Source organism: Litoreibacter roseus (assembly GCF_009811795.1).
In the GTDB taxonomy this organism is placed as follows: domain Bacteria; phylum Pseudomonadota; class Alphaproteobacteria; order Rhodobacterales; family Rhodobacteraceae; genus Litoreibacter; species Litoreibacter roseus.
The window spans coordinates 1,084,393-1,097,778 of the sequence record NZ_BLJE01000001.1; the positions used below are offsets into that span (position 1 = coordinate 1,084,393).

A 13,386-nucleotide genomic window follows, 5' to 3' on the forward strand; every position below is an offset into this window, starting at 1 on the left:
CAGCGCTGACATTCTCCCAACTGGCTCGCGACCTAGAAAAAAGCCTGTAATCCGGTTTGCGCGCGGCCAAGGATCAGGGCGTGAACGTCATGGGTGCCCTCGTAGGTGTTCACGGTCTCTAGGTTCACCATGTGGCGCATCACCTGGAACTCTTCCGAAATGCCGTTGCCGCCGTGCATGTCGCGAGCTGTCCGGGCGATCTCCAGCGCTTTGCCGCAGTTGTTGCGCTTCATCAGGCTGATCATCTCGGGCGCGGCATTGCCTTCTTCCATCAGGCGCCCGACACGCAACGAACCCTGAAGACCTAACGAGATCTCTGTCTGCATGTCTGCCAGCTTTTTCTGAAACAGCTGCGTGCCCGCAAGGGGTTTATTGAATTGCTTGCGATCAAGCCCGTATTGACGGGCGGCGTGCCAACAAAACTCAGCCGCCCCCATGACGCCCCAACTGATCCCGTAGCGCGCTCGGTTGAGACATCCGAAGGGACCTTTGAGACCCTCTACATTCGGTAGGAGAGCGTCTTTTCCGACCTCCACGCCGTCCATCACGATTTCGCCGGTGGTGGAGGCCCGCAAGCTCAGCTTTCCGCCAATCTTAGGAGCGGACAGGCCTTTCATTCCCTTTTCAAGGACGAACCCCCGGATCTTGCCACCATGTGCCTCGGATTTGGCCCAGACCACAAAAACATCCGCGAAGGGCGCGTTCGAGATCCACATCTTTGAGCCGGACAGGACATAGCCCGTGGCGGTTTCTTTTGCGGTGGTTTTCATACCCGCAGGATCGGATCCCGCGTCCGGTTCGGTCAGACCGAAACACCCGATAAGTTCGCCCGACGCAAGCCCCGGCAGGTACTTCTGGCGCTGCTCTTCCGAGCCGTAGGCATAGATCGGGTACATCACCAGAGACGACTGCACCGACATCATGGACCGATAGCCGCTGTCGATCCGCTCGATCTCACGCGCGACGAGGCCGTAGGTGACATATCCGGCACCAAGCCCACCATATTCTTCCGGCACGGTGACCCCCAGAAGGCCCGCGGCACCCATGTCCTTGAATATTCCGGGATCACTGGTTTCTTCGCGGTAGGCATCGATGACCTTCGGCGCCAGTTTTTCGTTGGCAAAGGTGCGCGCGGCGTCGCGCAGCATGCGCTCGTCTTCCGTCAATTGATCCTCAAGTCGGAACGCATCTTCCCAGTCGAACCGGGCCATGTCCGGCGCATCTTTGGCTTTGATCGGCGTGGTTACGTTCATGGGGAAGCTCCTTCAATGGTTGCGCTAAGACTATCGTCTTGGTTTCGCTTCGGCAATGCGGCGGGTCACCTTGACGCGGACGGGTCAAGATGCAGCATTGGCCGTCTGAGGAGACGCCATGACAAGTTTGCCCGCATCTATCGATGAGACGATTTCTCTTTTGGAGGGGCAGAACTATGTCTGTTCCCGCGCTTTGGCGACGGTGGTGTTCCTGTCACTTAAGCTTGGGCGACCCGTGTTTCTGGAAGGCGAGGCCGGCGTTGGGAAAACCGAGATCGCAAAGGCCATGGCCGCCGCACTGGGTCGCAAGCTGATCCGGCTTCAATGCTACGAGGGGTTGGATGCCGCAAGCGCAGTCTACGAATGGAATTTCGCCGCACAAATGGTTGCGATCCGCGCGGCTGAGGCCGAGGGAAACGCCGATAAGGATACGCTTCAGCGGGAACTCTTCTCGGGCGATTACCTGATTTCCCGCCCTCTGCTTCAGGCGATGGAGCCGCAGGAGGGCGGTGCACCGATCCTTTTGATCGATGAGTTGGACCGCACCGACGAGCCGTTCGAGGCGTTCCTTTTGGAAGCGCTCAGCGATTTTCAGGTGACGATCCCGGAACTTGGCACGATCACAGCGCCAGAGCCGCCCATCGTTATTCTCACATCGAACAGAACGCGCGAAGTGCACGACGCCCTCAAGCGCCGCTGTCTCTACCATTGGGTAGACTATCCCAATTTCGAGCGCGAGATGGAGATCCTGCGCGCTCGTGCGCCCGAAGCGCAGGAAACGCTGAGCCGCGAAATCGTCGCGTTCGTTCAAAAGTTGCGGACGGAGGACCTGTTCAAGAAACCGGGCGTGGCCGAGACGATCGACTGGGCGAAGTGCCTGCTGGCCCTTGATGTGATGACTATGAGCCCCGAGGTGATTGCCGATACTTTGGGCGCTATTTTGAAGTATCAGGACGATATCCAGAAAATTCAGGGCTCCGAGGCCAAGCGTTTGTTGGACGAGGTTCGGGCGGAACTGGCCACGGCCTGATCCATGGCTGAATATCTGCCTCTCGACATTCCCGAAGACGGGAAGCTTGCGACGAACATTACATGGTTCGCGCGTGCTCTGCGCGCAGCGGGATTGCCCGTTGGTCCGGGGCGTGTGATTGATGCCGTCCGCGCGGTCGAAGCGGCGGGGTTTTCCCGTAAACAGGATTTCTATTTCACGCTACAGGCCTGTTTCGTCTCCCGTCCTGAACATCGGGCTGTGTTTGCGCAAATCTTCCGGCTCTATTGGCGCGACCCCCGGTATCTGGAGCATATGATTGCGGCGTTGACGCCCGCGATCCGGGGCGTGCAGGAAGAAAAGAAGGCCAAATCCGCCGAAAAACGCGCGGCAGAGGCGCTTTTGGACGGGGTGAACCGCGACCTTCCCGACATTCCAGATGACGAGGAAGACGGCACGCAGATCGAGATTGATGCGTCCCGCACCATGTCATCTGAAGAACGTCTGCGATCGCTGGACTTCGAGCAGATGAGCACCGCCGAGATGGCCGAGGCAAGGCGTATGCTGGCCAAGCTGAAGCTGCCTGTCCGGCCGCTGATGTCCCGCCGGACGAAGCTGGCACTGAGAGGCAACCGGATCGATTGGCGGGCCACATTGCGCCACTCTATGAGGACAGGGGGCGATCTGCAGGAGCTTCGGCTCAAGCAACCGCGCATCCGCTGGCCCAATCTTGTGGCCCTTTGTGATATCTCAGGCTCGATGAGCCACTATTCCCGTGTGGTGCTTCATTTTCTGCATGCGGTCAGCAACGAAAAAGGCGCCGGATGGGCGCAGGTCCATGCGCTCACCTTCGGGACCCGCCTGACCAATATCACCCGCCATCTGCGTCAACGTGATGTCGATGCAGCGCTTGCCGCCGCCGGGGCGGAGGCTCAGGATTGGGAAGGGGGCACGCGGATCGGATCTTGCTTGCATGACTTCAACCGGGATTGGTCGCGGCGGGTAATGGGGCAGGGGGCGATCGTCCTGCTCATTACTGATGGGCTTGACCGGGATGACCCGGATGTCCTGGCGCGGGAAATGCAGCGGCTTAACCTAAGTGCACGGCGTGTCATTTGGCTCAATCCGCTTCTCAGGTGGGAAGAATTCGCCCCAAAGGCCAAGGGTATTGCGGCAATGCTGCCTCATGTGGACAGTTTTAGAGCGGGTCACAGCATCGCGTCGTTAGAGGCGCTGGCAGACGCGCTTAGCCGTCCGGATGACACGGGCGAGAAGGCGCGGTTGATGGCGCAGCTGTGACGGTGTTTGCGCAAGCTTCGGGTCGGCTGCCCCCGCGTCGTATCGTAGGATCTGTTCATCTTAAAACGATGGAGACCCAGGTCATGAAATTCACACCCTATGCTCAGACCTTTGTAGATGACATCCGCGCAGGCGGCCCGGATGCCTATGGGCGGGTGGCGGAGGAGGCGATCTCGTCCGGCACTGGCACACCCTGCCGGTCCTGCCTCAAAAACGTGCCAAAAGGGGATACCATGCTCATCCTTGCCGCGCGCCCCTTTCGGACTCTGCATCCCTATGCCGAAACAGGTCCTATTTTTTTCTGCAAGGCGCCGTGCATGCCTTACGCGGACGACGGCACGCCCGACATTCTTAGCCGGTCTCCTGAATTTCTGGTTAAGGCGTACAGTGCGGATGACCGTATTCTCTACGGCACGGGCCGGATCACACCAAAGGATGAGATCACGGATTATGCGCGGACGCTTTTCGACCGGGAGGATGTCACCTACATTGATGTGAGATCGGCCCGAAACAACTGCTTTCTGACAAGGATCATCCGTGACACCTGACCTCAACGATATCCCGGCGATCGCCTTGGACTGGCACCAGAAGGGCACGGGTGCTGCAATCGCCACAGTTGTTGAAACCTGGGGATCAGCGCCGCGGCCCGTGGGCAGCCAACTGGCGATCAGCGGCGAGGGCGACATTATGGGGTCTGTCTCGGGCGGATGCGTTGAGGCCGCTGTCGTGGTCGAGGCAATAGACGCGCTTGATGACGGCAAGCCCCGCATTCTTGAGTACGGCGTCAGCGACGATGAGGCCTTTGCGGTTGGGCTCGCATGTGGCGGGACAATCCGCGTGATGGTGGAACCCGTGGGCAAGGCAATTCCAGAAGACTTGCTTGCGGACTTGGTCGCACGCCGAGGTAGTGCCGCGCCTGTGGCCTATGTGGTGAACACATTGGATTGGTCTCGCCATCTAGGGTCGCTTGAAGATCATCCAGAGCGATTTCGCAGCGACAAATCCGGGTTTGACGAGGAGGTTTTTGTTGGCATTCATAATCCGCCCCTGCGGATGGCCGTGATCGGCGGCGCACATATAGCGCAGCCTTTGGTCGATATGGCGCGGGCCTGTGGCTTCGCGCCCGTCGTCATAGACCCGCGCGAGACGTTCGCCAGCCCGGCGCGGTTTCCCGGCACGCCCCTTGTCCACGATTGGCCCGATGAGGCGCTGGAGGCGTTCGGGCTCGACACGCGCAGTGCTGTGGTGACCCTCACCCATGATCCCAAGATTGACGATCCCGCAATCACTCAGGCACTGAAATCCGACTGTTTTTATCTGGGCTGCCTCGGATCTACGCGGACCCATGCGAAGCGGGTCGCGCGGCTGGAAGAACAGGGGTTTTCGCCCAAAGATATCGCGCGGATCCACGCGCCTGTCGGGCTGGATATCGGCTCGAAGTCGCCGGCAGAAATCGCGGTTTCGATCATGGCGCAGATCATTCAAAGTCTGCGGCAGGGCTGATGGACTTCGGATCAGTTCCGACGGAAAACGCAGGCGGTGCGATCCTTGCCCACTCCGTTCAGGTTGGCGAAAGACGGCTGCGCAAGGGCGCATGGCTGACCGAGGCGCATATCGCGGATCTGACAGAAGCGGGCGTCACTGAAGTGACCATTGCAAGGCTGGGCGACGCAGATGTTCACGAAGACGCGGCGGCCCTGCAACTGGCACAGGCGCTGGTTCCTGATCCGGCGGCCGTCCATCTTGAGCTGGGGCGACCGGGCACAGGCCGCGTCAACATTCTAGCAACGCGACCCGGAATTGCTGCGGTTGATGCCGCAAAGATCAACGCGCTGAACAACATTGATCCGATGATTACGGTGGCGACGGTTCCGGAATGGCAGCGCATGGCCTCGCGCGGGATGGTCGCGACGGTCAAAATCATCTCCTACGGGGTAGCTGAGGATGCATTGAGGCGGGCGTGCGACGCGGGGCGGGGGGGCTTGACGCTTAGGCCCGCGGAGCTGACACGAGCTACTCTGATCCAGACGCGCGTCGGTACGGATGACGGCGAAAAGGGCCACGCGGCGATTGCGCAGAGGATGGAAGCGTTGTCCGTCGACCTTGATCCCAAACACGTGGTGCCGCACGCCATAGCGCCGTTGTCGGAGGCCTTGCTTGCAGCGGAAGGCGAGGTGCTGTGCATCCTGACGGGGTCCGCGACCTCGGATCTTCTGGATGTCGCGCCCGAAGCCGTGCGGCGCGCAGGGGGGACGGTTCATCATTTCGGCATGCCCGTTGACCCCGGCAATTTGCTGTTTCTGGGCGCGCTAGGAGACAAGCCAGTGATTGGTCTTCCGGGCTGTGCGAAATCGCCCGCGCTCAATGGGGCCGACTGGGTGCTGGAGCGGATCATTTGCGCGGTACCAGTGACACCAACGGACATCATGGGCATGGGGGTCGGCGGTCTCCTGAAGGAAATACCGACGCGCCCTCAGCCCCGACGTGCGCAATCTTCGTCTGAAACATAAAAAGCCCCGGCACTGCCGAGGCTTCATTCGTTCCATGGAAGGAAAATCAGGTCTTAACCGGGCCAATCATCATGATCATCTGGCGACCTTCCATCTTAGGCATGTTTTCCACCTTGCCCGATCCTTCGACGTCGTCCGCCACGCGTTCCAGAAGTTCGCGCCCCAGATTGAGGTGCGCCATTTCCCGACCACGGAACCTCAAGGTGACCTTCACCTTGTCGCCGTTCTCGAGGAACTTGAAAACATTGCGCATCTTCACGTCATAATCATGCGTGTCGGTGTTGGGTCGAAACTTGACCTCTTTCACCTCGATGGTCTTCTGCTTCTTGCGCGCCTCGGATTCGCGCTTTTGCTGTTCGTATTTGTACTTGCCGAAATCCATGATCTTACAGACCGGCGGATTGGCATTGGGTGAGATCTCTACAAGATCAAGTCCGGCCTCGGCGGCCATTTCCATGGCGCGGGCTGGTGTGACAACACCGACGTTTTCGCCGTCGGCACCGATCAATCGGATTTCATCTGACCGGATGCGGTCGTTGACGCGGGGTCCGGTTTCACGCACCGGGGGTGCGTTGTGGGGTCTGCGGGCTATGGCCTCAAGTCCTTCTGTCGTTAAAAATAAAGGTCTGCGCAAAACTAAGCGCCGTCGTCGGGTCATTCAAGTCGGTTTTCCGCCGACACATCGGATTGCGGAACATTCGGCTTGGTCTTCGGTTGAGACTACGTGATGCAGTGCCACCGGGGGCGTCAATGCACGCATTCTCCCGAAAAGACGAGAGGGAAGATTCATGAAATATCATTTTGTCATTGGTTTGGCAGCGACTCTGGCCGTTGGCGTTGGGGCGTCACATTCAGCTTACGCAATGGGCTGGTTTTCTTCGGAAGAGGAAGAGGTCGCACCGCCAGCCCAAGAACCTGCGGACAGCGCCGTCACGGCACCCGATGCAGTTGAGGATCTTGAAGAGCAGGCTGAAGACGCTGCAGATACGGCGACCGAGACCGCGAATGACGCCGCCGCTGAGACAGAAGACGCCGTTGAAGGTGGGGCTGAAGTCGCTGATGATGCTGCAGCCGAGGCGGAAGAGGCAGTTGAGGGCGGGGCAGAGGCAGTTGAAGAGACCGCCGAGGATGCGGTGAATGCAACCGAAGGTGCTGCGGATGACGCTGCTGCCGCAACCGAAGAGGCTACAGAAAACGCTGCCGAAACCGCTGAAGAGGCCGCCGATGCAGTTGGCGATACGCTGAACGACGCGGCGGATAGTGCAGCCGATACGGCTCAGGAAGGTCTGAACGCCGTTGAAGGTGCGGCAGAAGACGCTGGAGACGCCGCCGCAGACGCCGTGGAAAGCGGAACTGAAGCTGCATCAGAGGTCGGCAATGCTGTTGAAGGTGCTGCTGAGAGTGTCACGGACACTGCCGATGATGCGGCATCTGAAGGTGCACAAGCCGTTGAAGAGGCAGCGGAAGGTGCGGTCGATGGCGCCGATGCCGTAGAGGATGCAGCGACAGATGCAACGGACACCGTCGAAGAAAGCGCTGCTGAGGCCGCCGAGTCAGCAGAGGATACTGCAACGGAAGCTACGGAGAGTGACGCATCTGATACCAGTTCCGATGCGGGATCTTCAGATGACGCCGCAGATCAGAACGAAGCAGCGGCCGCTGAAACAGACGCCGGACCGCTGACTGTTGAAGGGTTTGACTACGACGCCGCTGTTGAGCAAATCGATGCGTCTGACATGAACGTTGTTGCTAAGACTGCCCTGAAAAACAGCCTTCAGGCCGTCCGCGACAACCCGGATGCGCTGCGTGAAGTGTTGGAGCAAGTGCGGGCTGCAACCGGACAATAGGCCCGGTCGCATAGTTTTCTAATCGGTTAGGCGGCACGTCCGCCTAGCCAACGAACGCCTTTTCGACCACATATTCCGCCGGTTCCGAGTTCGCGCCTTCGCGCAGGCCGAACCCTTCCAGGATTTCCTTCAGGTCGTTGTTCAATCCAATGGACCCGCACACCATAGCGCGGTCAGTTTCCGGTGAAATCGGCGGCACGCCCAGATCAGTGAACAACTCCCCAGACTTCAGTTTTTCGGTAATACGGCCCATCTTGGTGCTCTCTTCCCGGGTCGTCGTCGGGTAATATTTCAGTTTTCCGGCAACCATTTCACCGATCAGCGGGTCGTTCTCCAGTCCTTCGACCAACTGACGGCCGTATTCCAGTTCCGCCACATCGCGGCAGGTGTGGGTTACGATGACCTCGTCATAGTCTTCGTAGGTCTGCGGCTCCCGCAACAGCGACGCGAACGGGGCGAAGCCTGTGCCGGTCGAAAAGAAGTAAATCCGTTTGCCGGGCAGAAGTGCGTCGTGAACAAGGGTGCCCACGGGTTTGGGGCGCAGGATAATTTCGTCACCGACCTGAATGTGCTGCAGCTTCGACGTCAGCGGGCCATCCTGAACCTTGATCGAATAGAACTCCAGCTCATCATCCCAGGAAGGTGACGCGATCGAGTATGCGCGGAGCAAGGGTTTCGTGCGCCCAGTCGCGGGGTCCGGATCACCCATAAGCCCGATCATGACAAACTCGCCGGAACGGAAGCGCAGGGATTGCGGGCGTGTTACCCGAAAGGAAAACAGGCGGTCGGTCCAATGCGTGACAGAGGTCACCGTCTGGGCGTCAGGCAGGGTCGGGACGGGTTTGGCTGTGGCGGTGGTCACTGTGGTCTGCTCGGTCATGTCTTTTTTACGAAGCCTGATTTGGCCCCGTCCTCTGATGGGTCAAAATGGGAAATATGTCTAGCCGCGCAGGCGCGACTGATAGTCATGGGTTTGCCAGCCAGCCCGGTCGCGCCATTGATTTTCTGGCTGGCGGCGTGCGAGATCTTCATCGATCTCCACATCGTCAAAACCCGACCGCCGCGCCATCGCGTACTGATCTGCAATGACATGGCCCTTAGCGCGAAGACGCCCCTCGAAGCCCATCAGACGCAGGCGCCGCGCAATGGTAAACCCGCGTCCGTCCGCAAACGACGGAAAGTCGATGCGGATCATGTCAATTTCAGCCAGCCGATTGGACAGGGTGTTTGGATCCGCGTCACTCGGCAGGTCGATGGACAGAACTGGCCCGGCGTGATTTGCGGGCAGATCTTCCAGAGCGATGAAGTCGTAGTCCCAGTCATCGGGTTTGAAACCCGCGTCACTGACAATCACACTCATGTTTTATGTCCTTGCTTGGGCAGGTCCGCGCACAGCTTTGCCGTCCACGAAGTGAATGCCGCATTCGTCTTTTGCCTGTCCGCGCCAGCGCCCGGCCCGTGGGTCTTCGTCTGCCCGTGCCTTTGTCGTGCATGGCACGCATCCGACAGACGGATACCCCTGCGAGACAAGCGGATGGCGGGGCAGGCGGTTGTTTATCATGTATTCCCGAATGTCATCGGTATCGAAATGGGCGAGCGGATTGACTTTCATCCGACCATCCGCGCCCGCCTCGAAAAACTCAAGCTGCGCCCGCTGCCCACCTTGGTACCGTTTGCGTCCGGTGATCCATGCATCGAACCCCTCGAGTGCCTTGTCCAGAGGCCGGGTCTTTCGCAGCGCGCAGCAGGCGTCGACATCGTAGAGGTGCAGTAGATTGTCGACGTCCTGCTCCAAAAGCTCGCCCCGATCAGGACGGATCACCTTGACGTTGAGACCTAGCTTGGCGGCCAGATCACTTTGATAGGTAAGCGTTTCGGGAAACAGCATCTCGGTATCGATAAAGAGCACGGGAATGGTCCGGTCCACACGCGACAGCATGTGAAGCAGAACGACCGACTCTGCGCCAAAAGAACTGACCATTGCGATTTGACCAACCAGCGCATCACGGACCGCATGGGCCAACACATCGCTGCCGGAATGATGCGCAAAGCGGCTGTTCAACTCCGCAGCGCGCTCTGAGATCGGGGCGAGGGGAGCCTCAAGCGGCATTGGCCTTCACCTCCGGATAAAGCGCCGCCTTGAATGGGGCCAGGCCCAGACGGCGGTAGGTTTGAAGAAAGGTCTCATCCGGATCCTCACGCAGATCGAGATAGGCATAGATGAGCCGCTCTATCGCGGGAACAATCTCGTCATAGGCAAAGCCTGGTCCCGCCCGCTCGCCAATGGCAGCAGTTTCCGTTCCGTCGCCACCCAGTGTGATCTGGTAGTTTTCGACACCGGCGCGGTCGAGTCCGAGGATACCGATATGGCCCACATGGTGATGTCCGCAGGCATTGATGCAGCCAGAGATCTTGATCTTCAACGCACCGATATCATGCTCCAGCTTCAATTCGTCGAAGCGGGTCGCAATCTGTTGCGCAACCGGGATCGAACGCGCCGTCGCCAGGGCGCAGTAATCCATACCCGGGCAGGCGATAATGTCCGAGATCAGCCCAATATTGGCCGTTGCCAACCCATGCTCTTTTAGCCGCGCGTGGATCGCGGGCAGGTGCGATTTGTGCACATGGGGCAGGATCACGTTCTGCTCGTGGCTGATGCGCAACTCGTCATGACCGTACTCTTGCGCGATCTTCGCCATCTCACGCATTTGGTCGGAGGTCGCATCGCCGGGCGTCTGCCCCTGTGCCTTCAAGCTGATTGACACGATCGCGTAGTCGGGATTGCGATGCGCCGTCAGGTTGGTGTCCGCCCATGACCGAAACACTGGGTCTTCATGGTAAGTTGCCTTGAACTGCGCGACAGAGCTTTCGATGAATTCCGGCGCTTTGAACTGTGCCTCGATCTTGGCAAGCCAGTCCTGATCCACGCCAGAGAACTCCGGTTGGATCAAGACAAAGCGGTCTTCAACCAGATCTCGGATCGTCTCCAGCCCGTTTTCATGAACGGTTATCTTAATCCGGGCCTTGTATTTGTTGTCGCGACGGCCGAGCAGGTTGTAGACGCTGACGATGGCTTCGACGTAGGGCAGCAAGTCCGCCTTCGGCAGAAATTCCCGCAGAGTTTTGCCGACCATCGGCGTCCGGCCCAAACCACCACCAACAATCACCTCAAAGCCAGCGTCACCGTCTTTCGTAACCATACGCAGGCCGATGTCGTGGGCTTTGGTAACAGCACGGTCGTTAGGGGCGCCGGTGACCGCGATCTTGAACTTCCGCGGCAGGAACTGGAATTCTGGATGATCGGTTGACCACTGGCGCAAAAGTTCAGCCACCGGGCGGGGGTCCTCGATCTCATCCGCCGCAGCGCCTGCGAAATGGTCCGCCGTCACGTTTCGGATCGTGTTGCCGGAGGTTTGAATGGCATGCATCCCGACCTCACCCAATGCATCCAGCATGTCTGGTACGTCGCGCAACTTGGGCCAGTTGTACTGGATATTCTGACGTGTGGTGAAATGTCCGTAGCCCTTGTCCCACTTGTCAGCGATATCAGCCAGCGTCGTCATTTGCATGCTGTTGAGCGTGCCATAGGGGATCGCCACGCGAAGCATGTAGGCGTGCAGTTGCAAATAGAGCCCGTTCATCAGGCGGAGCGGTTTGAACTCGTCCTCTGTCAGCGAACCGTCAATGCGCCGCTCGACCTGCGCGCGGAATTGCGCGTTGCGCTCGCGCAGGAAATCGCGGTCGAAATCTGAATAATGGTACATCTCAGGACAACTCCACTTGCTTGCCGTGGGCATAATTGGACGGGCCGCGCGTACGGAACTCTTCCCGGAAATGGGTCGGTTGTGGTCCATCATCCGTGATCTGGACGTCTGCCAAATAGGCGCCGACCACTTGGTCAGGCTGAGACTGTGCCAGCAAAAGGCGCAAATCGCCGTGGGCGGCGTCTTCAATCACTTCCGCCTCGCCAATCTTGCGGGACCAGGTGTCGGCTTCCGTCAGGTAGATCACATCGCCTTCAAGCAGCGCATTTGCTGTTACGACTTTAGGGGTGAACGGCTTGCTCATGAGGCAGCCTCCTTCTGTTCAAAGTCTTCCGCCGCCGCGAGGGCGGCTCTGGGCGCGAGGCCAAGGAATGTCAGGGCGGGGCCGTCAAACCCGGCGTTTTGCAGGGCAGGCTCCAGCTCTGCCAGCGTTGTCGACAGAATCTGCTGCGTCGGACGGGACGCGTTTTCGATCACTGTCACCGGCGTCGCGGGATCTGCGCCATGCATCAAAAGGCGGCCTTGAAGGAAACGGGCGGACTTCTTGCCCATGTAGATCGCAGCAACTTCGCCGGGTTGGGCCAAAGCGCGCCAATCGTGATCCGCAAACCCCTTCGTGTCGTGACCTGTTATGAAGCGAACGCCAGAGTTGCGACCGCGCTTGGTGAGGCTCTGACCCAAGATTGCCACAGCGGCAGACGCGGATGTGATGCCGGGAATAATGCGCCACGCAACACCACTGGCCTCGCAAGCTTCGATCTCTTCGTCCAGCCGCCCGAACACTGTCGGGTCCCCGGATTTGAGCCGAACAACATAGGCACCGCCGCGGGCGTGGCTGACAATCATTTCGTTGATCGCATCTTGCGTCACGGACGGGCCGAAGCCTTCCTTTCCGGCGGACAGAAGCGTGGCCTCCCGGCGGGCCAACTCCAGAATCTCCGGCGCAACCAGGCGGTCGTAGATGATAACATCCGCTGTATCGAGCGCTTTGCGGGCCTTCAGTGTCAGGAGTTCCGGATCGCCAGGACCAGCGCCAACAAGGTCAACGCGCCCTTCTTTTTCCGGCGCTGCCAGATGTTGACCGAGAAGATCCTCAAGCGCCGTTTGTGCTTCGGCTTCACCCGTCACGGCGGGCCCTGCCTTGAAGTAATAATCCGACCAGAAATCGCGACGCTTTACACCAAAGGGCAGGGCCTCAACCCGTGTGCGAAACGCTTTGCCGACCCGGGCCAGCAGTCCCAATGTGGGCGGCAGCTTTTCTTCCAGATCCTTCTTGATGGCACGGGCCAGCACGGGGGCCGCGCCTTCCGTGCCGATAGCGACTGTTACGGGATCACGGTCGACAATTGCAGGCGTGATGAATTGGCTATCGCCCAGGTTGTCCACGATATTGACGAGTGCGCCGTCTGCATGGGCCAGACTTGCAACGCGAGCGTCCTCCGCCTCGTCTTCGTTTGCCGCGTAAAACAGACGTGCGCACATCGCGTCGCCCGGTTCCATCGCTCGGGGGATCAGTGTAAGAACGCCCTCAGCGGCCCATGCGTGTATTTCTGGCGCCGCGTTTTGCGCTACAACCGTCAGTCTTGCTTCGGTTTTCAGAAGAAGACGCAATTTCGCCAGCGCTGCGTCACCGCCGCCAGACAAAACAATACGCCGTCCCTCGACTGCCATAAAGATTGGAAAGTGTTTCATTGAAATCTCTCGCTTCGTTGATCTCAATATAGA

14 protein-coding genes are annotated in these 13,386 nt (G+C 59.2%); 6 read left to right on the top strand and 8 right to left on the bottom strand.

All coding sequences use genetic code 11. The annotated features are described in order from the left end of the window. Nucleotides 1–32: 32 nt before the first annotated feature. Nucleotides 33–1,253, bottom strand: coding sequence for an acyl-CoA dehydrogenase (locus KIN_RS05405; protein ID WP_159804899.1), 1,221 nt, complete (start codon nt 1,251–1,253; stop codon nt 33–35). 118 nt (nt 1,254–1,371) lie between these two features. On the opposite strand from KIN_RS05405, the gene KIN_RS05410 reads away from it, so the two are divergent. The 5 genes from KIN_RS05410 to KIN_RS05430 all read left to right on the top strand — a co-directional run bounded on the left by KIN_RS05410 (nt 1,372) and on the right by KIN_RS05430 (nt 6,050). Further along, complete coding sequence (locus tag KIN_RS05410; RefSeq protein WP_159804900.1) at nt 1,372–2,283, top strand: AAA family ATPase; 912 nt, start codon at nt 1,372–1,374, stop codon at nt 2,281–2,283. Nucleotides 2,284–2,286: 3 nt separating this feature from the next. Further along, complete coding sequence (locus KIN_RS05415; RefSeq protein ID WP_159804901.1) at nt 2,287–3,540, top strand: vWA domain-containing protein; 1,254 nt, start codon at nt 2,287–2,289, stop codon at nt 3,538–3,540. A gap of 83 nt (nt 3,541–3,623) precedes the next feature. Further along, nucleotides 3,624–4,088, top strand: a complete 465-nt coding sequence (locus KIN_RS05420; RefSeq protein ID WP_159804902.1) for a DUF1203 domain-containing protein — start codon at nt 3,624–3,626, stop codon at nt 4,086–4,088. After that, a complete protein-coding gene (locus KIN_RS05425; protein WP_159804903.1) occupies nt 4,078–5,043 on the top strand; it encodes an XdhC family protein in 966 nt (321 codons plus the stop codon). Before KIN_RS05420 ends, KIN_RS05425 begins: the two co-directional genes overlap by 11 nt. Beyond that, nucleotides 5,043–6,050, top strand: a complete 1,008-nt coding sequence (locus KIN_RS05430) for a molybdopterin-binding protein (protein ID WP_159804904.1) — start codon at nt 5,043–5,045, stop codon at nt 6,048–6,050. Before KIN_RS05425 ends, KIN_RS05430 begins: the two co-directional genes overlap by 1 nt. A 46-nt stretch (nt 6,051–6,096) precedes the next feature. Here the strand turns inward: KIN_RS05430 and infC are convergent, their stop codons facing one another. Then, a complete protein-coding gene (gene infC / locus KIN_RS05435) occupies nt 6,097–6,708 on the bottom strand; it encodes a translation initiation factor IF-3 (protein ID WP_159804905.1) in 612 nt (203 codons plus the stop codon). A 130-nt stretch (nt 6,709–6,838) separates the two neighbouring features. Between infC and KIN_RS05440 the strand changes: the two genes are divergently transcribed. Beyond that, entirely contained in the window at nt 6,839–7,897 is a 1,059-nt protein-coding gene (locus KIN_RS05440; protein ID WP_159804906.1) for a hypothetical protein, read from the top strand. 43 nt (nt 7,898–7,940) lie between these two features. On the opposite strand, the gene KIN_RS05445 is transcribed toward KIN_RS05440, so the two are convergent. The 6 genes from KIN_RS05445 to cysG are packed head-to-tail and all read right to left on the bottom strand — an operon-like array spanning nt 7,941 to nt 13,353. Beyond that, complete coding sequence (locus tag KIN_RS05445; protein ID WP_159804907.1) at nt 7,941–8,777, bottom strand: ferredoxin--NADP reductase; 837 nt, start codon at nt 8,775–8,777, stop codon at nt 7,941–7,943. A gap of 60 nt (nt 8,778–8,837) precedes the next feature. After that, a complete protein-coding gene (locus tag KIN_RS05450) occupies nt 8,838–9,257 on the bottom strand; it encodes a DUF934 domain-containing protein (protein ID WP_159804908.1) in 420 nt (139 codons plus the stop codon). Between the two features lie 3 nt (nt 9,258–9,260). Then, nucleotides 9,261–10,007 (bottom strand): phosphoadenylyl-sulfate reductase, encoded by a 747-nt coding sequence (locus KIN_RS05455; RefSeq protein WP_159804909.1) that lies wholly within the window; start codon nt 10,005–10,007, stop codon nt 9,261–9,263. Next, nucleotides 9,997–11,661, bottom strand: coding sequence for a nitrite/sulfite reductase (locus KIN_RS05460; RefSeq protein ID WP_159804910.1), 1,665 nt, complete (start codon nt 11,659–11,661; stop codon nt 9,997–9,999). Before KIN_RS05460 ends, KIN_RS05455 begins: the two co-directional genes overlap by 11 nt. 1 nt (nt 11,662) lies before the next feature. Next, complete coding sequence (locus KIN_RS05465) at nt 11,663–11,965, bottom strand: DUF2849 domain-containing protein (protein WP_159804911.1); 303 nt, start codon at nt 11,963–11,965, stop codon at nt 11,663–11,665. Continuing rightward, the gene (gene cysG / locus KIN_RS05470) at nt 11,962–13,353 is read right to left on the bottom strand and encodes a siroheme synthase CysG (RefSeq protein ID WP_159804912.1); all 1,392 of its coding nucleotides are present in this window, start codon (nt 13,351–13,353) and stop codon (nt 11,962–11,964) included. The genes KIN_RS05465 and cysG overlap by 4 nt, the downstream gene beginning before the upstream one ends. Nucleotides 13,354–13,386 lie beyond the last annotated feature (33 nt).